Origin of the sequence: Microbacterium sp. CH-015 (genome assembly GCF_049707015.1) — a bacterium.
GTDB lineage: Bacteria > Actinomycetota > Actinomycetes > Actinomycetales > Microbacteriaceae > Microbacterium > Microbacterium aurum.
The window spans coordinates 105,115-125,350 of the sequence record NZ_JBNAFJ010000005.1 but is presented as its reverse complement, the minus strand read 5'-3'; the positions used below and the strand labels follow the sequence as shown (position 1 = coordinate 125,350).

Annotated in this window: 18 protein-coding genes and 1 tRNA gene; 5 read left to right on the top strand and 14 right to left on the bottom strand. The window is 73.9% G+C overall.

What is annotated here, in order from left to right; translation table 11 throughout:
* Window position 1: 1 nt before the first annotated feature.
* Window positions 2-73 (bottom strand) — tRNA-Gln (locus ACPYN4_RS09635).
* A 179-nt stretch (window positions 74-252) separates the two neighbouring features.
* Here ACPYN4_RS09635 and ACPYN4_RS09630 point away from each other — a divergent pair.
* Window positions 253-750, top strand: coding sequence for a MarR family winged helix-turn-helix transcriptional regulator (locus ACPYN4_RS09630; protein ID WP_239281721.1), 498 nt, complete (start codon window positions 253-255; stop codon window positions 748-750).
* Window positions 751-774: 24 nt separating this feature from the next.
* On the opposite strand, the gene ACPYN4_RS09625 is transcribed toward ACPYN4_RS09630, so the two are convergent.
* Genes ACPYN4_RS09625 through rsmA form a run of 5 tightly spaced genes read right to left on the bottom strand, consistent with a single transcriptional unit; the run spans window position 775 to window position 6,878 of the window.
* Window positions 775-2,613 (bottom strand): ABC-F family ATP-binding cassette domain-containing protein, encoded by a 1,839-nt coding sequence (locus ACPYN4_RS09625; protein WP_239281719.1) that lies wholly within the window; start codon window positions 2,611-2,613, stop codon window positions 775-777.
* Window positions 2,614-2,657: 44 nt separating this feature from the next.
* Window positions 2,658-3,971 carry a GNAT family N-acetyltransferase gene (locus ACPYN4_RS09620; RefSeq protein WP_239281717.1) on the bottom strand — a complete coding sequence of 438 codons (1,314 nt, stop codon included), beginning with the start codon at window positions 3,969-3,971 and terminating at the stop codon, window positions 2,658-2,660.
* Between the two features lie 32 nt (window positions 3,972-4,003).
* Window positions 4,004-4,945, bottom strand: coding sequence for a 4-(cytidine 5'-diphospho)-2-C-methyl-D-erythritol kinase (locus ACPYN4_RS09615; protein WP_239281715.1), 942 nt, complete (start codon window positions 4,943-4,945; stop codon window positions 4,004-4,006).
* Window positions 4,942-6,015: an aldo/keto reductase gene (locus ACPYN4_RS09610; protein ID WP_424446238.1), complete on the bottom strand. Its 1,074-nt coding sequence runs from the start codon at window positions 6,013-6,015 to the stop codon at window positions 4,942-4,944. The genes ACPYN4_RS09615 and ACPYN4_RS09610 overlap by 4 nt, the downstream gene beginning before the upstream one ends.
* Entirely contained in the window at window positions 6,012-6,878 is an 867-nt protein-coding gene (rsmA, locus tag ACPYN4_RS09605; RefSeq protein ID WP_281652864.1) for a 16S rRNA (adenine(1518)-N(6)/adenine(1519)-N(6))-dimethyltransferase RsmA, read from the bottom strand. The genes ACPYN4_RS09610 and rsmA overlap by 4 nt, the downstream gene beginning before the upstream one ends.
* Before the next feature lie 238 nt (window positions 6,879-7,116).
* Between rsmA and ACPYN4_RS09600 the strand changes: the two genes are divergently transcribed.
* Genes ACPYN4_RS09600 through ACPYN4_RS09585 form a run of 4 tightly spaced genes read left to right on the top strand, consistent with a single transcriptional unit; the run spans window position 7,117 to window position 11,500 of the window.
* Window positions 7,117-7,401 (top strand): hypothetical protein, encoded by a 285-nt coding sequence (locus ACPYN4_RS09600; RefSeq protein ID WP_424446237.1) that lies wholly within the window; start codon window positions 7,117-7,119, stop codon window positions 7,399-7,401.
* Window positions 7,402-7,404: 3 nt separating this feature from the next.
* Window positions 7,405-8,793, top strand: a complete 1,389-nt coding sequence (locus tag ACPYN4_RS09595; protein ID WP_424446236.1) for a glycosyltransferase — start codon at window positions 7,405-7,407, stop codon at window positions 8,791-8,793.
* Window positions 8,790-9,521 carry an HlyD family efflux transporter periplasmic adaptor subunit gene (locus ACPYN4_RS09590; RefSeq protein ID WP_239281709.1) on the top strand — a complete coding sequence of 244 codons (732 nt, stop codon included), beginning with the start codon at window positions 8,790-8,792 and terminating at the stop codon, window positions 9,519-9,521. The genes ACPYN4_RS09595 and ACPYN4_RS09590 overlap by 4 nt, the downstream gene beginning before the upstream one ends.
* The gene (locus ACPYN4_RS09585; RefSeq protein ID WP_239281707.1) at window positions 9,518-11,500 is read left to right on the top strand and encodes a glycosyl hydrolase; all 1,983 of its coding nucleotides are present in this window, start codon (window positions 9,518-9,520) and stop codon (window positions 11,498-11,500) included. Before ACPYN4_RS09590 ends, ACPYN4_RS09585 begins: the two co-directional genes overlap by 4 nt.
* A 63-nt stretch (window positions 11,501-11,563) precedes the next feature.
* On the opposite strand, the gene ACPYN4_RS09580 is transcribed toward ACPYN4_RS09585, so the two are convergent.
* From ACPYN4_RS09580 to hemE, 8 genes are read right to left on the bottom strand one after another with little or no spacing between them, the layout of a single operon-like run.
* Complete coding sequence (locus tag ACPYN4_RS09580; protein ID WP_239281705.1) at window positions 11,564-12,877, bottom strand: glutamate-1-semialdehyde 2,1-aminomutase; 1,314 nt, start codon at window positions 12,875-12,877, stop codon at window positions 11,564-11,566.
* Window positions 12,874-13,869 (bottom strand): porphobilinogen synthase, encoded by a 996-nt coding sequence (gene hemB, locus ACPYN4_RS09575; RefSeq protein ID WP_424446235.1) that lies wholly within the window; start codon window positions 13,867-13,869, stop codon window positions 12,874-12,876. The genes ACPYN4_RS09580 and hemB overlap by 4 nt, the downstream gene beginning before the upstream one ends.
* The gene (locus ACPYN4_RS09570; RefSeq protein WP_424446234.1) at window positions 13,866-14,651 is read right to left on the bottom strand and encodes a uroporphyrinogen-III synthase; all 786 of its coding nucleotides are present in this window, start codon (window positions 14,649-14,651) and stop codon (window positions 13,866-13,868) included. Before ACPYN4_RS09570 ends, hemB begins: the two co-directional genes overlap by 4 nt.
* On the bottom strand, window positions 14,648-15,679 hold the full coding sequence (hemC, locus tag ACPYN4_RS09565; protein WP_424446233.1) for a hydroxymethylbilane synthase: 1,032 nt from the start codon (window positions 15,677-15,679) through the stop codon (window positions 14,648-14,650). Before hemC ends, ACPYN4_RS09570 begins: the two co-directional genes overlap by 4 nt.
* Entirely contained in the window at window positions 15,676-16,896 is a 1,221-nt protein-coding gene (locus ACPYN4_RS09560) for a ferrochelatase (protein WP_424446232.1), read from the bottom strand. Before ACPYN4_RS09560 ends, hemC begins: the two co-directional genes overlap by 4 nt.
* On the bottom strand, window positions 16,896-17,588 hold the full coding sequence (gene hemQ / locus ACPYN4_RS09555; protein ID WP_239281692.1) for a hydrogen peroxide-dependent heme synthase: 693 nt from the start codon (window positions 17,586-17,588) through the stop codon (window positions 16,896-16,898). Before hemQ ends, ACPYN4_RS09560 begins: the two co-directional genes overlap by 1 nt.
* Window positions 17,585-19,054 carry a protoporphyrinogen/coproporphyrinogen oxidase gene (locus ACPYN4_RS09550; protein ID WP_424446231.1) on the bottom strand — a complete coding sequence of 490 codons (1,470 nt, stop codon included), beginning with the start codon at window positions 19,052-19,054 and terminating at the stop codon, window positions 17,585-17,587. The genes hemQ and ACPYN4_RS09550 overlap by 4 nt, the downstream gene beginning before the upstream one ends.
* Window positions 19,051-20,193, bottom strand: a complete 1,143-nt coding sequence (gene hemE, locus ACPYN4_RS09545) for a uroporphyrinogen decarboxylase (protein ID WP_396655511.1) — start codon at window positions 20,191-20,193, stop codon at window positions 19,051-19,053. The genes ACPYN4_RS09550 and hemE overlap by 4 nt, the downstream gene beginning before the upstream one ends.
* Window positions 20,194-20,236: the final 43 nt, after the last annotated feature.

Sequence of the window (20,236 nt, the reverse complement as noted above, 5' to 3'; positions counted from 1 at the left end):
GCTCCGCCGCCAGGATTCGAACCTGGGCCTCACAGCTCCAAAGGCTGTCGTGCTGCCGTTACACCACGGCGGACCGCACGCCCGCGAGACGGCGAGCATGCCCGGACCAGTCTGCCACGGCGCGGGAGTGCAGGATGGCGAGGAGAAAGTCGGATTCCGAGGACGCGATGACGGCTTCCCCTCCTCGGAATCCGCCATCTCCTCGGCATCCGCCGTCCAGCGCGGCCCGATCGCCCCCACGATAATGGGGGGATGGCTGCTGAGCACGACGAGGTCGACCGGATCGTCGACGCATGGGGATCGCAGCGCCCCGACCTCGACTTCTCGCCGCTGGAGGTGCTGTCGCGCGTCGACCGGCTCTCCCGCCACCTCGACCGGGCGCGGCGCGAGGCGTTCCGCCGCAGCGACCTCGAGCCTTGGGAGTGGGATGTGCTGTCGGCGCTCCGGCGGGCGGGCGAGCCGTACCAGCTGAGCCCGAAGCAGCTGCTGCAGCAGACCCTCGTCTCCAGCGGCACCATGACGAACCGGATCGACCGGCTCGTGGGTCGGCGTCTCGTGCGACGCGAGGCCGATCCCGCCGACGGCCGCAGCGTGCTGGTGACGCTCACCGAGGAGGGCCGGACGCGGGTGGATGCCGCGATCACGCGCCTCGTCGACGCCGAGGCGGTGCTGCTGGGCGTGCTGTCCCGGAGCGACCGGGAGCGGCTCGCGGGGCTGCTGCGCAAGCTCAGCCTGAGCTTCGACACCTGACGCGCGCTTCCCGCGGCGGCGGGTTCAGCCGAGGAGCTCGGTGAGGACGAACCAGCGCTCTTCGAGGGCCGCGATCTCGGCGTCGAGCTCGCCGATCGCCTTCATCTTCTCGCCGAGCCCCACGTAGTCGGACTGGTCGTGGTCGGCCAGCGCGGTGCGCGCGGCATCTGCCTGCGCCGTCAGCTTCTCGATGCGCCGCTCCGCCGCAGCGAGCTCCTTCTGCGCGGCCCGGAGGTCTGCCCCGGCGAGGGCGGGGGCGGATGCCGGGGCGGCGGCGGCCTGTCCGCGAGACCCGCTCTGCGCGCCGAGACCCCGCTCGAGTTCGCGCAGCCGCAGGTACTCGTCGATCCCGCCGGGGAGGTGGCGCAGGCGGCCGGCGCCGTCCGGTCCGGCGAGAACGGCGTACTGCTGGTCGGTGACGCGCTCGAGGAAGTACCGGTCGTGGCTGACGACGAGGAGTGTGCCGGCCCAGGAGTCGAGCAGGTCCTCGATCGCGGCGAGCATGTCGGTGTCGAGGTCGTTGGTCGGCTCGTCGAGGATCAGCACGTTCGGCTGGTCGAGGAGGATCAGCAGCAGCTGCAGGCGGCGCTGCTGCCCGCCGGAGAGGTCCTTCACGGGGGTGGACAGCTGCGCCGAGCTGAAGCCCATCCGCTCCAGCAGCTGTCCGGGTGTGAGTTCGGTCGCCTTCGACCCGGCGCCGATCGTGTAGCTCGTGCGGAGTCCCGAGATGACGACGCGCACCGGATCGTTCAGGTGAGGGTCGAGCTCGTCCATCCGCTGCGTGAGGGTCGCGACCTTCACGGTCTTGCCGCGCGTGACGCGTCCGCTCGTCGGTTCGACGGTGCCGGCCACGAGCCCCAGCAGCGTCGACTTTCCGGCGCCGTTGACGCCGAGGATGCCGGTGCGCTCCCCCGGCGCGATGCGCCACGTGACGTCGCGCAGCACCTCGCGCGCCGGCCCTGAGCCCGTCGACGGGTAGGTGACCCCCGTGTCGAGAAGGTCGACGACGTCCTTGCCGAGCCGGGTCACCGCGAGCGACTGCAGCTGCACCTTGTCGCGGATCTCGGGCACGTCGGCGATGAGGGCGTTGGCGGCGTCGATGCGGAACCGCGGCTTCGCCGTGCGGGCCGGCGCGCCTCGGCGCAGCCAGGCGAGCTCCTTGCGCGCGAGGTTCTGGCGCCGCTGCTCGATGACGGCGGCCTGCCGGTCGCGCTCGACGCGCTGCAGGATGTACGCCGCGTATCCGCCCTCGAACGGCTCCACGATGCGGTCGTGCACCTCCCAGGTGCGGGTGCAGACCTCGTCGAGGAACCAGCGGTCGTGCGTGACGACGAGCAGGGCTCCGGATGCCGGGGACCACCGCCGCTTCAGATGCGCGGCGAGCCAGGCGACCGCCTCGACGTCGAGATGGTTGGTCGGCTCGTCGAGCGCGAGCACATCCCAGTCTTCGACGAGGAGGCGCGCGAGCGCGACGCGGCGGCGCTGCCCGCCGGAGAGCCCGGCGACCGGGCCGTCCCAGTCGAGGTCGCCGACGAGACCGGAGATGACGTCGCGGACGCCGGGGTCGCCGGCCCACTCGTGTTCGGCGCGGTCGCCGACGATGCTCTGCGCGATCGTGAGGTCGTCATCGAGCGTGTCGCCCTGGTCGAGCACCCCGACGCGCACGCCGGAGCGGACCGTCACCCGCCCGGCATCCGGCTGCAGGCGACCGGCGAGCATGGCCATGAGGCTCGACTTGCCGTCGCCGTTGCGGCCGACGATGCCGATGCGGTCGCCCTCGTCGACGCCGAGCGAGACGCCGTCGAAGACGACTTTGGTGGGGAATTCCAGGTGAAGGGCCTCAGCCCCGAGCAGATGCGCCATGTCCGCTCCAGGCTACGCGAGCGGTGACGGCGGGGACGCCGCGGTCAGTACCAGAAGCTGAGGCGCGGCGCCGTCGGCCACGCGAACAGACGCGCCACGCGTGCCGGGTCGTCGGCGGCGATCCGGCCGGCGCGGGCGAGCGTGACCGATGACACCCCGCCGAGGAGGACGGCCGACAGCTCCGCGACGCCGAGCCGCACGAACGGCACGCCGACCGGCGGATCGTCCACCGGGTCGACGGTGGCGGTGCCGTCGGCATCCGTCGCCAGGACGAACGTGCCGTCCGCGATGCCGAGCGGATCGGCGACCTCGAGCGCCAGGGTGTCCGCGACGTCGTAGCGGCGCGCGGCGAGGGTCGCGGGCACGTCGAGGATCCGCACGTACTGGTGGTCGCGCACCGTGATCGTGGCGGCCCGCTGGTCGGCGATCATCCACCACAGCGGCTCGGCGGTGGACAGCTCGGAGACGTTGATCGTGCCGATGAGATCCAGCGACAGGAAGAACCGCCAGAGACCCGCGTAGGCCTCGTCGGTCGCGGCGACGAGCAGCGAGATGTCGACGACGGATGCCGTGAATTCGGCGTGATCCTCCGTGACGCGGTACACCGCCACCCCGTCGATCCCACCGGCGGGCGTGCGGTACTGCACGACCCGCAGCTGATCGGCCTTCTCGGCGTCGGGACGGGTGCCGAAGTAGCGGTCCCAGTGGCCGCCGGGCATCTCGATCTCGCCGGGCGAGTCCCGGCGCACCCGCTCATGGAGCTCGACGGCGATCCCGCGCCCCTGCTCGCGGGTGACGAAGTCGATGCGGCCGGGGGCGTCGAGCCCGATCCAGCCGGCGCGGCGCACGTCGATCTTCCACTGGGCCGCCGCGGCGGCCGGCGCGAAGCCGAACCGGCCGTAGATCGTGGACTCGCTCACGGTCAGCACGGCGACCGGGAGGCCGCGCTCGAGTGCCGTGCGCAGCTCGCCCGCCATGAGCCGCCGGAGGATGCCGCGGCGCCGGTGCGTCGGGGCGACGGTCACCGAACTGATGGCGCACGCCGGCAGCATCCCACCCGGGAGCGTGAGGTCGGTGGCCCAGGAGGCGAACGTGGCGACCGGCACTTCGGGCTGGGGCGCCGAGGCGTCGAAGACGCCCAGCTTGCGCCGGTAGGCGGTGCGGTCGAAGAAGGCCTGCCGCTGGTCGTCGTTGCGCTCGCCGTCGAGGAAGCCGCGCGCCACGGCCTCGAGCCACGGATCGGTCTCGGCGCGGGCGGTGTCGTCGACGCGACGCACCTCGAGACCGTCGGCGGCGAGCGCGTCGGTCATGGTGCGGTCCAGCGACGCGTCGTGGTGGTGGCGGCGGTGATCGGTCATGATGCTCCGTTCGACAGGGCGGCGGATGGAGGTCAGGGGGTGGTGACGCGGGCGCCGGGCACCGGTCCGTGCACCGGGAACGCCTGCATCCCGTACTCGGACAGGTCGTTCGCGAGGTCGCGGGCGCCGTCTTCGTCGGTGGCGAGGAAGGCGACGGTCGGCCCGGACCCGGAGACGAGCCCCGCGAGGGCGCCGGCATCCTCCCCCGTGCGCAGCACGTCGGCGAGGTCGGGGCGCAGCGACAGGGCGGCGGCCTGCAGGTCGTTGCGGAGGGCGTCGGCGAGGGCCGCCGGGTCGCCGGCGCGCAGCGCCTGAAGCACGGCCGGATCGACCCGCGGTGCGCCGTGCGCCGGGGCGATGTCGGGCAGGGCGCGCAGCCGGTCGAGCTCGCCGTACACGGCCGGCGTCGACAGGCCGCGCCGGCTGAGGACGATCACCCAGTCGAAGCGTCCCCGCACGAGAGCGGGGGCGAGCTCGTCACCGCGACCGGTCCCGATCGCCGTTCCGCCGAGAACGGCGAACGGGACATCGGCGCCGAGCTCGGCGCCCAGCTGCTGGAGCTCCAGGGTGCTGAGCCCTTCACCGAGCAGCTCGTTGACGGCGACGAGGGCGGCCGCGGCATCCGCCGACCCTCCCCCCATGCCGCCGGCGACGGGAACGCCCTTGCGGATGTCCAGATGGATGCCGCCGGTGTACCCCACGTGCTGCGCGAGGCGCCGCGCCGCGCGCACGGCGAGGTTCGAGCCGTCCAGCGGCACACCGCTGACGTCGAGGTCGCCGGATACGGCGATCGTGTACGCGTCGGCATCCGGCGTCGTCGTCGCCCACACGTCCTCGTACGCCGAGACGGCCTGGTACACGGATGCGACGTCGTGGTACCCGTCGGGCTGCACGTCGCCGACGTCGAAGGCGACGTTGAGCTTTCCGGGTGCACGCGCGTGCACGCGGCGGGCGGTCGGGGTCGCGAGGCTCACGCGGTCGCCGAGCGGGCCCAGAGGTCGACGTCGATGCGGTCCGAGAGCGCGTCGATCTGCTCCAGCTCCTCGGTGTCGAAGGCGGGACCGGACAGGGCGGCGAGATTCTCGTCGAGCTGCTCGGGGCGGGACGCGCCGATGAGGGCAGAGGCGACGACCTCGTCGCGCAGCACCCACTGGATCGCGAGCTGGGCGAGCGTCTGCCCGCGCTCCTGCGCGATGACGTTGAGGCTGCGCAGGACCGACAGGGCCTCGTCGCTCAGCCGGCGTCCCGGCAGCGACGTGCGCTGCTGGGCACGCTCGGCCGTGCCGTCGCCGAGGTACTTGTCGGTCAGCAGTCCCTGCGCGAGCGGGGTGAACGCGATCGCGCCCATCCCCTCCTGCCGGAGGACGCCGGTCAGGCCGTCCTCGACCCAGCGGTTGAGGATCGAGTACGCCGGCTGGTGGATGATCAGCGGCGTGCCCAGCGACCGGGCGATGGCGGCGGCTTCGACGGTGCGCTCCGCGGAGTACGACGAGATCCCGACGTAGAGCGCCTTGCCCTGGCGGACGAGGGTGTCCAGCGCCCCGATGGTCTCCTCGAGCGGAGTGTCGGGGTCGTAGCGGTGCGAGTAGAAGATGTCGACGTAGTCGAGCGACATCCGCGTGAGGGACTGCTCGGCGCTCGCGAGCAGGTACTTGCGCGAGCCCCACTGCCCGTAGGGGCCCTCCCACATGTCGTAGCCGGCCTTCGACGAGATGATCAGCTCGTCGCGGTAGCGGGCGAAGTCCTCGCGCATCATGCGGCCGAAGTTCGTCTCGGCCGACCCGTAGGGCGGGCCGTAGTTGTTGGCGAGGTCGAAGTGCGTGATGCCGCGATCGAAGGCGTGACGCAGGAGCGCACGCTGGTTGTCGAACGGGATGTTGTCCCCGAAGTTCCACCACAGGCCCAGCGACAGGGGCGGCAGGTAGAGCCCGCTCGTGCCGACGCGGCGGTAGCGGGTGCCGTCGTACCGGTCGGCGGCGGCGGAGTAGGGGCGGTGGAGGTCTCCCCCGCGCGAGGGCGGGAAGCGGTTCTCGGTCTCGGTCACCCCTCCAGGCTAGCGACGGCGCCCGCCGCACGGGCGATCGCGACGAAGTCGTCGATCGTGAGCTGCTCCCCGCGCGCCGTCGGGTCGACGCCGGCAGCGGCGAGGGTTTCGCTCGCGGCGGCGGACGACCCGCCGAGCACGGGGGCGAGGGCCTGCCGCAGCATCTTGCGGCGTTGCTGGAAGGCGGCATCCACGATCTGGAACGTCTGGCGGCGGAGGCTGTCGTCGCCGCGCGGCTGCGGGTCGCGGTGGAAGCCCACGAGCACGCTGTCGACGTTCGGCACCGGCCAGAACACCTGCCGCGAGACGGTTCCGGCGAGCCGCCACGGGCCGTACCAGGCCGCCTTGACGCTCGGCGCGCCGTACACCTTCGACCCGGGAGGTGCGGCAAGGCGCTCCCCCACCTCGGCCTGCACCATGACGACGCCGCGCTCGATGCCGGGGAAGTGCTCCATGAAGTGCAGCAGCACCGGAACGGAGACGTTGTACGGCAGGTTCGCGACGAGGACGTTGGGGTCGCCGGGCAGCTCGGTCACGCGCAGCGCGTCGGCGTCCACGACGGTCAGCGCTCCGGCGGGAACGCCGTGGGCGGCGGCGGTGACCGGCAGCCGTTCGGCGAGGCGGTGATCGATCTCGACGGCGGTGACCGCGGCATCCGTCTCGAGGATCGCGAGGGTCAACGATCCGAGACCCGGCCCCACCTCGACGACTCGGTCGGATGCCGACACCTCCGCGACATGCACGATCTTGCGCACGGTGTTCGCGTCGACGACGAAGTTCTGGCCGAGCTTCTTGGTCGGGGTGACCTCGAGCTCGGCGGCGAGGGCGCGGATCTCGGTCGCGCCGAGCAGGGTCACGGGCATGCGGTTCAGCCTACCGAGCGCCGCGCGCCCGGCCCGTCGCCGCCGGCCACCGTCTCCCGCCGAGGTGCGCGGCGAGATCGCCACCGGCACCGAGCGATCCCTCATCCGGCACCCAGCCGATCGTCACGCACTGTTCACAACGGCGGAATCTGCTCGTCGAACCGGCGGCGCATTCTGGAACGACACGCAGCGCCGACGTCGCCGCCGTGATCGATCGACACGGTCCGGGGGGATTCCGATGGCGACAGCGCTTGGCAGCAACCTGACGACGTACGATGCCCGCGGAAACGCGGTGCGCATCGCGGAGACCTCCGCTCTGTTCGTGCTCGTGTCGGTGATCGCGACCATCGGGGTCGTGGCGTACATGCTCTTCCTCCTCGACCCGAGCCACCGCGGCGACCTGTTGCCGTACGGCATGGTGATCGTCGCGGAGTCGATCCTCGTCTTCCAGGCCCTGCTGTCGATGTGGACGATCCTCGCTTCCGGGTACGAACCGCGGAACTTCGAGTACCACGACGCGTAACGCGTGTTGCTGCCGCACCAGACCGACGGCGACGACACGATGCACATCGCCGGCACACCGCAGCTGATCGACGTGTTCATCACGGTCTACGGCGAGGATCTCGCCACCGTGCGGCGGACCATCGCCGCCGCCGTCGCGATGCGCGGCGCACACCGGACCTGGGTGCTCGACGACGGCCGATCCGACGACGTGAAGGACGTCGCCGAGCAGCTGGGTGCGTGGTACGTGCGCCGGCTGAGCTCGAACGGGGCGAAGGCCGGGAACATCAATCACGCGCTGTCGATCGCGAAGGGCGACCTGTTCGCGATCTTCGACGCCGACTTCGTGCCCGACCCCGACTTCCTCATCGAGACCGTGCCGTTCTTCGCCGACGACGCCGTCGCGTTCGTGCAGACCCCGCAGGCGTACGGCAACCTTCACACGATCGTCGCGCGCGGCGCGGCGTACATGCAGACCGTCTTCTACCGGTTCGTGCAGCGCGGCCGCAATCGCTTCAACGCCGCGTTCTGCGTCGGCACGAACGTCATCTTCCGCCGCGCGGCGATCGACGAGATCGGCGGCGTCCACACCGACTCGAAGTCCGAGGACGTCTGGACCGCGCTGACCCTGCACGAGCGCGGCTGGCGCTCGGTCTACGTCTCCGACGTGCTGGCGGTCGGGGACGCCCCCGAAACGATCGAGGGCTACAGCAAGCAGCAGCTGCGCTGGGCGACCGGCGGCTTCGAGATCCTCCTGACGCACAACCCGCTGAGCCCGAGACGCCGCCTCACCGGCGACCAGCGCATCCAGTACCTCGTCACCGCGACGTTCTATCTCACCGGCATCTGCCCGCTGCTGCTCCTGCTGGTGCCGCCGCTGGAGATCTACTTCGACCTGCGCCCCATGAACCTCACCATCAGCGCCGGCACCTGGGTCATGTACTACCTCGGCTTCTACGCGATGCAGATCATCCTCGCGTGGTTCGTGATGGGCGCCTTCCGGTGGGAGACCCTGACGCTGGCGACGGTGTCGTTCCCGATCTATACGAAGGCGCTCTGGAACGTGCTCACCGGGAAGGACGTCGGCTGGCACGTCACGGGCAGCGGCAGCACCCGGTCGCCCTTCAACTTCATCGTGCCGCAGGTGCTCTTCTTCGTGTTCCTGCTGCTCACCTCGGTCGTCGCGGTGCTCCGCGACATCGAGAACGGCGCGCCCAGCATCGCGACCGCCTGGAACGTGACCAACACCGCGATCCTGGCGCTCTTCATCGGCGCAGCCCTCCGTGAGCAGGCGGGGCGCGGGCAGCGCGCCGCGGCATCCGCCGTCGTCCCGACGCCCCCGGCCGAGTTCCGCACGATCGTCGCCCGCCCCGCACCGCGAGAACGGGTGCTCGAGCCGGGGGGTGTGCGATGACGTGGGCGAACCGGCTGAAGCTGCTGCTGGGCTTCGTCGTCGTGGTCGCGATCGTCGGCGCGTGCACGCTCGTGTTCACCCAGCGGCAGAGCTCGGCGCGCAGCAGCAGCGCGAGCATCACGGCGGAGGTCTTCTCCGTCGGCGCCTCCTATGCGGGCACGGTCGTCGCGCAGGACGTCGAAGTGGGGGATGCCGTCAGCGCGGGCGACGTGATGTTCACCGTGCGGAGCCCCCAGCTCGTGCGCGACCTCGAATCGGAGGTCATCACGGCATCCGACCTCGACGGGGTCGACGCGAAGGCGGGCACCTACGACGTCGTCGCGACCGTCGACGGCACCGTCGCGTCGGTGACGGCACCGGTCGGCGACTTCGTCGGCGGCGGCACCGAGGTCGCGACGGTCGAGCAGGACGGCAGCATGGAGGTCGCCGCACGCTTCACCCTGACGCCGCGCGACTACGGCCGCATCGCGCAGGGCAGCCGCGTCGACCTGCAGCTGCCGAACGACACGACCCTGTCGGGCGTCGTGGACGCCGTCGAGGTCGAGACGGTCGACGGGCAGGCCGCATCGACGATCACGGTCGTCAGCACGGCTCTCGCACACGAGAAGATCGGCGGCCTGTACCGCCCTGGCACCCCCGTCGTCGCGACGCTGCATCTGCGCGACGACGGGCCGCTCGCCGGCCTCGGCGACGCGATGCGCGACTTCCTGCGGCGGCTCGGCCTGTGACGGTGCGCTCCGGTCGCCTCGCCGCCCTCGCGGCCGTGGCGACCGTCGTGGTCGTGACGCTCGCGGCGTGCACGGATGCCGCGACCGCGCCGCGCGCGACGCCGGCGCCCGCGGCATCCGCCGCGATCGCGCAGCTGCCGGTGGAGCACCTCTCCGCCGCGACCCCGCTGCGGGTCGCCGACGGCCTCACCCCGCCGACGAGCCGCTGGTACTCGAGCCTCGCCTTCTCGGCCGACCTGCTGCCGATCTACCCGTACCCGCTGGCCGTGGCGCCGCGCGACGACGGGCTGACGGTGCAGGTGCCGCCGGTCAGCGCGACCGCCACGACGATCACGGCGGGGTTCACCGGCGGGCTGTCGCTCGGGTTCGGCGCGACGGGCCTTCAGATCGTGCGCGCCGACCCGGTGTCGGTGACCGTCGCGTATGCGAGCGCCGACGGCGAGGCCGCCCGGGTGACCCTCGCGGAGGGGTCGCCCGTCGTCGCGTTGACCGCGTCGCGCGACCTCGACATCACGCTCAGCGCCCCGCCCGTTCCGCTGTCGGACGGCGCGTGGACGGCCACGGCCGACGGCGTCACCTATCTGCTGCGGGGCGACGCCCGGGTCGACGGGTCGACGGTCACGGTGTCGGCGGGCGCGTCGCTGCAGATCGCCGGTCTGCCGACGGGCGCCGACCCCGCCGCGTGGGCCGCGGCGATCGGCGATCCCGTCACGGGGGTCGAGACGACGCACACCGCGCGGGGCGACACCGTCACAACCCGCCTGGACTACACCGGCACCGACCGCACCGTCGTCGTGCCGTTCGCGGGTCGCGACGCCGCGGCATCCTGCGACCTCGGCACCTTCGCGACCGCGTACGGCCCGGCGCCCGCCTGCGCCGCCACCCGGCTGGAATGGAGCGTGCCGGCGCTGACCGCGGCATCCGACTACGACTTCGCCGACCTCGACGACGCGACCCGCGACACGCTCGCGCGCCAGGCGACGGCCGATCTGCAGGCCACGACGGCGCTCCCCGCCGACACGTACTACGGCGGCAAGGCGCTCGCGCGGCTGGCGTCGCTCGCCGCGCTCGGCCGTGCGCTCGGCGACGACACGCTGACGGATGCCGCGGCCGCCCGCCTCGCCGACGAGCTCGCGCCGTGGCTCGAGACCGGCGGCTGCGCCACGCGCGCGAGTAGGTGCTTCGTCTTCGACGACGTGCTGCACCTCGTCGTCGGACGCGAGAGCGGCTTCGGGTCGGAGGACGGCAACGACCACCACTTCCACTACGGCTACTTCCTGTTCGCGGCGGGGGTGCTGGGGAACCTGCGCCCGGACCTCGTCGACACGCTCCGGCCCGTCATGGACGCTCTCGCCGCCGACGTCGCAGCGGGAAGCGACGGCGGCGGCATCGCGCCGCTGCGGGTGTTCGACCCTTACCGCGGCCACTCGTGGGCGGCCGGGCTCTCGCCCTTCGCGGACGGCAACGACCAGGAGTCGAGCTCCGAGGCGGTCGCGGCCTGGAACGGGCTCGCCCTGTGGGCGCAGGCGTCGGGCGACGCGGCGCTCGCCGACGAGGCGACCTGGCTGCTGTCGAGCGAGGCCGACGCCGCGCTGTCACTGTGGCTCGAGCCCGGCGACCTGCCCGAGGCGTACGCCCACTCGATCGCGTCGCTGACGTGGAGCGCGAAGCGCGACTACGCCACGTGGTTCAGCGCCGACCCGTCGGCGATCCTCGGCATCCAGACCATGCCACTCGGCCCGGTGTCGCTGCAGTACCTCGGCCGCGACCCCGCTCGCGTCGCGCGGAACGTGGCGGATGCCGGGGACGCGGCGTTCACGGGTCCGCTGGGCGACTACGTGCAGGGCTACGCGGCCCTCGCCTCGCGGGCCGGCGCCGAGGCGGCGGCGACGGCGTTCGCCGAGCGGACGGAGTTCGACGACGGGTGGTCGAAGGCGCTCGCGCTGGCCTGGGTCGCCGCGGTCGAGCTCCGTCGCTGACCCGCGACCCGCCGGTTCGCCCGCGCCCTCGCGGTCGGCGCGGCGACCTCAGCGGCCGGGCGGTCAGCCGGCGGCGGCGCGGGCGGCGGCGGGCAGGGCGTCGGCGATGCGCGACAGCGGGTCGTCGTCGTGGGCGGCGGTGAGGAACCAGGCCTCGAACGCCGACGGCGGCAGGGAGACACCGGCATCCAGCATCGCGTGGAAGAACCGGCCGTAGGCCGCGGTGTCCTGCCGCTGCGCGGTCGCATAGTCCGGCACCCCGCCGGCGACGGCCTCGCCGATGAAGACGCTGAAGAGCGTCCCGGCGCGCTGGAGGACGTGCGGCACCCCCGCGGCGTCGAGGGCCGCACCGGTGGCGGCGGCCACGGCATCCGCCGCCGCCGCGAGCCGCGCGTACGCGTCGTCGTCGGCGTGCCGCAGGGTCGCCAGCCCCGCCGCGACCGCGACCGGGTTCCCGCTGAGGGTCCCCGCCTGGTAGACGGGCCCGAGCGGGGCGAGCAGGTCCATGATGTCCGCGCGGCCGCCGACGGCGGCGACCGGCAGCCCTCCGCCGATCACCTTGCCGAACGTGACGAGATCGGGGGTCACCGCCTCCCCCGCCTCGGCGAGCACCTGGGCGTATCCGCCCGCAGCGGCGCGGAAGCCGGTGAGCACCTCGTCGCTGATGAGCAGCGCACCCTCGGCGCGGCACAGGTCCGCGAGGAAGGTCGTGAACCCGGATGCCGGTGCCACGACCCCCATGTTCGCGGCGGCCGCCTCGGTGATGACGGCGGCGATGCGGCCGGGGTGGGCGGCGAACACCGCGGCGAGCGCGTCGCGGTCGTTGTAGGGCACGACGAGGGTCTGCGCCGCGACGGCTTCGGGAACGCCGGCGGATCCCGGCAGGGCGTAGGTCGCGAGGCCCGAGCCCGCCGCCGCGAGCAGCCCGTCGGAGTGGCCGTGGTAGTGCCCCGCGAACTTCACCAGCAGGTCGCGCCCGGTCGCGCCGCGCGCGAGGCGGATCGCCGTCATCGTCGCCTCCGTGCCCGTCGAGACCAGCCGCGCCTTCTGCACGGCGGGGACGCGCCGCACGATCTCCTCCACGAGTTCCGCCTCGGCCGGCGTCGGAGCGCCGAACGACAGGCCGCGCCGCGCCGCGGCGAGGACCGCGGCGACGACCTCCGGGTGCGCGTGACCGAGGAGCGCGGGCCCCCAGCTCGCGACGAGGTCGACGTAGCGGCGACCCTCGGCATCCGTCACGTACGGCCCCGACGCCTCGACGAGGAACCGCGGCGTGCCGCCCACCGACCCGTAGGCGCGCACCGGCGAGTCCACCCCGCCGGGGATCACCGCACGGGCGCGGTCGAACAGCTCGTCGTTGCCCACTCCGGCGATCATGCGAGGCTCCGCCCCTCGGCGAGCCACTCCGCGACCTCGATGGCCCAGTACGTCAAGATCGCCTCGGCGCCCGCACGGCGGATGCCGACGAGGCTCTCGCCGATGGCGCGCTCGCGATCGATGACGCCGGATGCCGCGGCGTGCTCGATCATGGCGTACTCCCCCGATACCTGGTACGCCCAGACGGGAACGGGCGAGACGGCCGCGACCTCGGCGAGCACGTCGAGGTACGGGCCGGCGGGCTTGACCATGACGATGTCGGCGCCCTCGTCGACATCGGCGAGCGCCTCCTGCACGCCCTCGCGGCCGTTCGCGGGGTCGAGCTGGTAGGTGCGCCGGTCGCCGGTGAGGGTCGACTCGACGGCGTCGCGGAACGGGCCGTAGAACGCGGAGGCGTACTTCGCGGAGTAGGCCAGCAGCACGACGTCGGTGCGGCCCGCAGCGTCGAGGGCCGCCCGGCACGCGGCGACCTGGCCGTCCATCATCCCCGACAGGCCGAGGATCTCCGCGCCCGCGTCGGCCTGCGCGAGCGCCATCCGCGCGTACACCTCAAGGGTGGCGTCGTTGTCGACGCTGCCGTCGGCGGCGAGCACGCCGCAGTGCCCGTGGTCGGTGAACTCGTCGAGGCACAGGTCGGCCTGCACGGTGAGCCGGCCGGCGGCTACGTCGGCGGCCACGCGGATGGCGCGGTTGAGGATGCCGTCGGGGTCGATCGCGCCCGACCCGACGGCGTCGCGGGTCGCGGGCACGCCGAACAGCATGACGCCGCCGATGCCGGCCGCGACGGCGTCGTCGACGACAGCCGCCAGCCCGCTGAGCGGATGCTGCGACACCCCCGGCATGCTCGCGATGGGCTGCGGCGCGTCGAGGCCCTCCTTCACGAACACGGGCAGCACGAGCTGCGCCGGGTGCAGCCGGGTCTCGGCGACGAGGCGCCGCAGGGCGGGACTGTGCCGCAGGCGGCGCAGGCGCCGGACGGGATACGCGGTCATGGGGTGACCTCCGGGGATCGGGGACGGGAGTCGAGCTCTGCCAGCAGGGCATCGACGCTCTGGGTGTGGGCGGTATGGCCGACGGTGAAGCCGAGGCGCTCGGCGTCGCGCGTCGTGCCGGGGCCGATCGAGGCGACGAGGACGGATGCCGCCAGCTGCGGCACCTGACGGCGCAGCTCGCGACCGACGCTGAGCGAGGTCAGCAGCACGACGTCGATGCGCCCGTCGGCGAGGTCGCGGGCGACGGCGTCCGGCAGATCGACGCCGACTGTCCGGTAGCCGATGCACACGTCGACGGTGTACCCCTGCAGCTCGAGCTCGTCGCTGATGACGGCGGCGGCGAGGTCGGAGCGCACGACGAGGCACCGGCCGGTGGATGCCGCCGCGCGCCCGGCGGACCACTGCGCGATCATGGCGCGCGCCGAGGACTGGCCGACGGGCACGAACGCGACGTCCGCACCCAGATCGGCGACCGCCCGCGCGGTGGCCTGGCCGACGGCCGCGACCTGCGTCGTCGCGGGGAGAGTGAGGCCACGCGGGGTGAGGAACGCCGCCAGCTGCTCGATGCTCGCCGCGCTCGTGACGAAGAGCCAGTCGTAGCGGCCCGCGGCGAGCTCGGCGAACATGCCGTCGCGCACGCTCGGGTCGCGCGGCGGCGCAGTCTGGATGAGCGGTGCGACGACGGGATCGGCGCCGCGGCGGCGCAGCTCCGCCGCGACCCGCTCCCCCCAGGCGCCCGCGCGCGGGACGAGCACCCGGGCGCCCTGCAGCGCGCCGGTCACGGGCGATCGCCCGCGCTGCGCGGGCCGGCGCCGCTGCCCGCGCCGTCCGCGCTGCGCGGCCCCAGGTCGGCCAGGTCGCCGGCTCCGGACGCCATGAGGTCATCCACGACGACAGCGGCGAACCGGTCGCGGCCGGCCGCGTCGGCCAGCTCCGGGCGCGGCGTGCGGCGCTCCACCCGGACGGTGCGCGATCCGTCGAGGGCATACACCTCGGCGATCACCGCCACGACGGGCTGCGGCGCGTCGGTCAGGCGTGCGGAGATCCCCACCGGCGCGGCGCAGCCGGCTTCCAGGCGCCGCAGCACGGCGCGCTCGGCGAGGGCGGTGGTCTCGGCATCCGGATCGGTGATGGCCGCCACCAGCGCCGCCGACGCGTCGTCGTCCCGCACCTCGACGGCGAGCGCCCCCTGACCGGCCGACGTCGGCCACGCGGTCGCGTCGAACACCTCGGCGATGCGGTCGGCGCGGCCGATGCGCACGAGCCCCGCTTCGGCGAGGACGATCGCGTCGTACTCGCCCTCGTCGACCTTGCGGAGCCGCGTGTCCACGTTGCCGCGGATGCCGCGGACCTGCAGGTCGGGCCTACGGCGCAGCAGCTGCGCGACGCGGCGCGGCGACCCGCTGCCGACGACGGCGCCTTCGGGGAGGTCCGCCAGGCTGACACCGGCGCCGGCGCGCTGCCGGGTGCACAGCGCGTCACGGACGGGCGCGCGCGGGGGGACGGCGCCGATGCGCAGCCCCGCGACATCGGCGGTCGGCAGATCCTTCATCGAGTGCACGACGAGATCGCACTCCCCCCGCAGCAGGGCTTCGCGCAGCGCCGCGACGAACACGCCGGTGCCGCCCAGCTGCGCCAGCGGCCCGGTCAGCACGTCGCCGGCGGTCGTGATCGGAACGAGCTCCACCTCGCGCCCGGTCGCCGCGCGCAGCGCGTCGGCGACGTGACCGGACTGCGTCGTGGCGAGCAGGCTCGCCCGGGTGCCGAGCCGCAGCGGCGGGGCGGATGCCGGGGTGCCGGCTGCCGTCACGGTGCGACCCCGGCGAGAGCGGGCTGGAAGCCAAGCCGCTTGTTCTCGCAGCATCCGGGCCGGCAGACGTCGTCCCAGGGGCCGAGCGCGGTCTCGTGCGGACGGTCCGCGGGGTCGGTCCCGTCGAGTCGCTCCGTGATGAGGTCGACGAGGCCCGCGACGTAGGCGGGATGGGTGCCGGGCGTCGGCGTGCGGATCGCGGTGAGGCCGAGCTCGCCCGCGGTCTCGAGCGCTTCGGTGTCGAGATCCCAGAGCACCTCCATATGGTCGCTGACGAACCCCAGCGGCACAATGAGCACGGCCCTGCGGCCGCGACCGGGGAGCTCCGCCATCGCGTCGTTGATGTCGGGCTCGAGCCACGGCACCTGCGGCGGACCGGACCGGCTCTGGTACACCAGCTGCCACGCACAGGCCGACCCGAGCCGCGCCATGATGGCCTCGGCGACGGCGGTGTGCTGCGCGACGTAGGCGCCCCCGGCGCCGAGGTCGCGCTCGGGCGGGCCGGAGCGATCGGCGTCGCTGTTCGGGATGGAATGGGTCGAGAACAGGATCTCGATCTCGTCGTCACCGAACCCGTCGGCGTGGAGCCGCTCCAAGCCCGCGGCGACCCCCTCGGCGAACGGGGCGACGAAGCCGGGGTGGTCGAAGAACTGGCGCACCTTGTCGATCTCGACCCGCCCGCTCAGCCCGGTCGCCTCGACCGCGTCGGCGAGATCCTCGCGATACTGCCGGCACGACGAGTACGAGCTGTACGCGCTCGTCGCAATGGCGAGGAGCCGCGTGTGACCGGCGTCGTGCGCGGCCTGCAGGGCGTCGGCGACGTACGGCATCCAGTTGCGGTTGCCCCAGTACACCGGCAGGTCGAGCCCCCGGGCGGCGAGCTCGGCGTCCAGGGCGGCCTTCAGCTCGCGGTTGTGATCGTTGATCGGCGACACGCCGCCGAAGTGGCGGTAGTGATGCGCGACCTCCTCGAGCCGTTCGTCGGGGATGCCGCGACCGGCCGTGACGTTGCGGAGGAACGGGATGACATCGTCCTGCCCCTCGGGACCGCCGAAGCCGAGCAGCAGCACGGCATCGTAGGCGACCGGGGTCGTCGCGAACCGGTCGCCGGCGCACGTCGCCGTCGTGGCGGCGGGCACCCGGCATCCGTCGCCGCACACCGGCGCGGCGCTCGCGCGCGGCGGCTTCGGGCGGAACTCGGTGAGGTTCTCCGCCATCAGCTCAGCACCTCCGCGAGATCGGCGACCTCGATGCGGCGGCCGGTGTAGAACGGCACCTCCTCGCGCACGTGGCGGCGGGCGCCGGTCGCGCGCAGGTCGCGCATCATGTCGACGAGGTGGATGGGGTCGTCGCTCTCCAGTGGCAGCAGCCACTCGTAGTCGCTGAGCCCGAACGTGGAGACCGTGTTGGCGACGACATCGGTGAACCGCGCCCCCTTGCGGCCGTGCTCGGCGAGCATCGCGGAGCGCTCCTCGTCGGGCAGCAGGTACCACTCGTAGCTCCGGACGAACGGGTAGACGCAGAGCCAGCCGCGGGCATGCTCGCCGCGCAGGTAGCCCGGCACGTGCCGCTTGTTGAACTCCGCCTCGCGGTGCACGCCCACGGCGGTCCACACCGCCGTGGCGCTCGCGAGCACCGCGGTGCGGCGCAGGGTGCGCAGCGCCTGCTGGAGGACCGCCGGGCTCTCGAGGGGGGTCTGCTCACCCGTGTGCAGCCACACCAGGAGATCGGCCTCGCCGCGCATGCCGGTCACGTCGTAGAGCCCCCGCAGCGTCACGCCGTCCGCCTCGATGGCGGCGACGGCGGCCGTGAGGTCCTCGAGCGCCGCCGCATCCGGCGCGCCGTGGCGCGGCCGGGGCAGGGCGAGGACGGCGAACAGGGTGTAGCCGAGCGGGATGGTGTCGGTCATGCGGTGCTCCTGTCTGAGGCGAGGGGGCGGGGAACGGCGGGGGTGTCTGCGGTGAGCCGGGCGGCGAGGTCGCGCGCGTGCGGGATGACCGAAGCGAGGCCGGTGCCGGCGACGGCGGCGCCGGTGAGGTGGATGCCGCCGCACGCGCTCGCGCGCGCGAGACGAGCGGCCGCGCTGCCGGCGGGGGCGATGTCGACGGCATCCGTCCAGCGCTGCACGACGACATCGGCGATGTCGCGCGCCGTGACGGCGACGCCGGTGAGCAGTCGCAGCTCGCGGGCGATGTCGTCGGATGTGCGCAGCCGCGCGGCGGCGCCGTCGCGAGCCGAGAGCCGCACGAGATGGATGCCGGCGGCGCCGGCCGCCCGGCGCGCCCACCCCCACTTCGCGGTGACGTGGGTGAGCGCCTTGGCCGCGGTGGCCAGTGCCGGGTCGACGATGACGCCCGACCCCACCGGGTCGGCGTCCAAACCGGGGTGGGTGATCGCGGCCGCGACGAGGTGCACGTCGCCGGTCGCCGCGTCGCGGGCGGGGCTCGGCGGGTCGGCGACGGCGGGCACGGCGGCGGCGTTCGGCAGCGCGGCGGCGTTCGGCAGGGCGGCGAGCAGCCGGTCGGTCGCGGCCGGTCCGGTCGCGACGACGACGTCGCGCGCGCGGATCGCGCCGGCGGCGGTGCGCACCGTGACGCCGGCGGCGTCCGCCGTGAGCGCGGTGACCGCCGTGTCGGTGCGGAGGTCGGCGCCGTGGCGGGCGGCGGCGTCCGCCAGGGCCACCGGCAGTCGCCACATGCCGCCGTCGATCCCGCCGACCGCGGCGCCGGCACGGGCGGTCGTGGCCACGGCATCCGCCGCCCGCAGCAGCGAGCCGTGCTGGCGGAACGCGCGCCAGAGCGCGGGGTGCACCGCCTCGAGGGTCACCTCCGTCGCGGGCCGCGAGTAGACGCTCCGGCAGAGCGGCTCGACGAGACGGTCCGCGACGAGCGGGCCGAGGCGCTCGGCCACCAGCGCGTGCAGCGAGGCCGGGGCGGCCGTCCCGTCCGCGGTCGGGATCGCGCCGGTGGGCTCGTCCGCCGCGCGACGGGCGGCGGTCTCGCCGAGGATCGCCACGACGTCGGGCGCGAGCGGATCGGCGGGGATGCCGAGGACCGTCCGGCGCGGCAGGCGCGCGCGCATCGGGCCGTCGCCGGTCGCCACGGCCAGCCAGGCGCCGGCGGGCTCGGGGCTCACCAGCTCGAGATCGAGGCCCGCGTCGGCGACGAGCCGCGCGACGGCGTCGGTGCGCGTCGCGAACGACTCCGCGCCGAGGTCGATCGCGACGCCGCCGACCGTGCCGCGCTGCAGCAGGCCGCCGAGCGCGCCGGACGCCTCGCAGAGGACGACGGATCTCCCGGCGCGGGCGACCTCGTGCGCGACGACGAGTCCCGCGATGCCCCCGCCGACGACGACGACGCCGGCGTCAGCGCTCACGCGAGCTCCCTGCGGCCGGCCGCCGGGCGCCAGTCGTGCACGGTCTGCACGAGCGCGGTGAGCACAGCGGGGTCGGTGTCCATCGGCACGCCGTGACCGAGGTTGAACACGTGCGCGCGGGCCGCCGTCCCCGCGTCGAGCACCGCGTGCGCGGCGGCTTCCCGCACCTCGGCGGGCGCGAACAGGAGCGCGGGATCGAGATTGCCCTGCAGGGTCAGGTCGCGCCCGATGCGGGCGGCGGCGGCATCCAGCGGCACGCGGTAATCCACCCCCAGCGCGTCGATCTGCAGCGACGCCATGTCGGCCAGCAGCTCACCGGTGCCGACGCCGAAGTGGATGAGGGGGACCTCGACGTCCAGGGCCCGCACCGGCTCCAGCGCCGCGGCCGAGGCCGGGAGCACCGCGCGGCGGTAATCGGCCGGCGCGAGCGCTCCAGCCCACGAGTCGAACAGCTGCGCCGCGCTGGCGCCCGCGCGCACCTGCAGCGCGAGGAAGCGCCCGGTGACCTCCGCGAGCCAGGCGGTCAGGTCCGCCCACGCCGCCGGATCGGAGTGGATGAGGCTGCGCGCGGCCAGGTGGTCCTTCGACGGACCGCCCTCGACGAGGTAGGCGGCGAGCGTGAAGGGCGCCCCGGCGAAGCCGATCAGCGGAATCGCCTCGCCGCGGCGTTCGCCCTCCTCGGCGAGCATCGCGGTGGTGCGCGCCACGGCATCCGCCACGGCCTCGCCGCGCTCCTCGACCAGCGCGGGGTCGGTCTGCACGAGCCGGGCGATGTCGGCGGCCGTCCGCACCGGGCGAGCGAAGACGGGGCCGCGCCCGGCGGCGATCTCCACCTCCACGCCGACGAGGTGCAGCGGCACGATGATGTCGCTGAAGAACACCGCCGCATCTACGCCGTGACGGCGCACCGGCTGCAGCGTGATCTCGCTCGCCATCGCCGGATCCAGGCACGCGTCGAGCATGGTGCCGGTCTGCCGCAGCGCGCGGTATTCCGGCAGCGAGCGGCCCGCCTGTCGCATGAACCAGACGGGCGTGATCTCGGGCCGATCCCCGCGCAGCGCCCGCACGAGGCGGGAGTTGGCGGTGCCGTGGGCGACGAGCGGGTGAGACGGGGTGGCAGGAAGGATGATGGGCTCCAGGCAGCAGGTTCGCGCACGTTTTCAACGGCGGTTAATCGTTATA

Coding starts and splice junctions, on each gene's coding strand:
- ACPYN4_RS09630 (WP_239281721.1), top strand. CDS start 253: ATGGCTGCTGAGCACGACGAGGTCGACCGGATCGTCGACGCATGGGGA.
- ACPYN4_RS09625 (WP_239281719.1), bottom strand. CDS start 2,613: ATGGCGCATCTGCTCGGGGCTGAGGCCCTTCACCTGGAATTCCCCACC.
- ACPYN4_RS09620 (WP_239281717.1), bottom strand. CDS start 3,971: ATGACCGATCACCGCCGCCACCACCACGACGCGTCGCTGGACCGCACC.
- rsmA (WP_281652864.1), bottom strand. CDS start 6,878: ATGCCCGTGACCCTGCTCGGCGCGACCGAGATCCGCGCCCTCGCCGCC.
- ACPYN4_RS09600 (WP_424446237.1), top strand. CDS start 7,117: ATGGCGACAGCGCTTGGCAGCAACCTGACGACGTACGATGCCCGCGGA.
- ACPYN4_RS09590 (WP_239281709.1), top strand. CDS start 8,790: ATGACGTGGGCGAACCGGCTGAAGCTGCTGCTGGGCTTCGTCGTCGTG.
- ACPYN4_RS09580 (WP_239281705.1), bottom strand. CDS start 12,877: ATGATCGCCGGAGTGGGCAACGACGAGCTGTTCGACCGCGCCCGTGCG.
- hemB (WP_424446235.1), bottom strand. CDS start 13,869: ATGACCGCGTATCCCGTCCGGCGCCTGCGCCGCCTGCGGCACAGTCCC.
- ACPYN4_RS09560 (WP_424446232.1), bottom strand. CDS start 16,896: ATGGCGGAGAACCTCACCGAGTTCCGCCCGAAGCCGCCGCGCGCGAGC.
- hemQ (WP_239281692.1), bottom strand. CDS start 17,588: ATGACCGACACCATCCCGCTCGGCTACACCCTGTTCGCCGTCCTCGCC.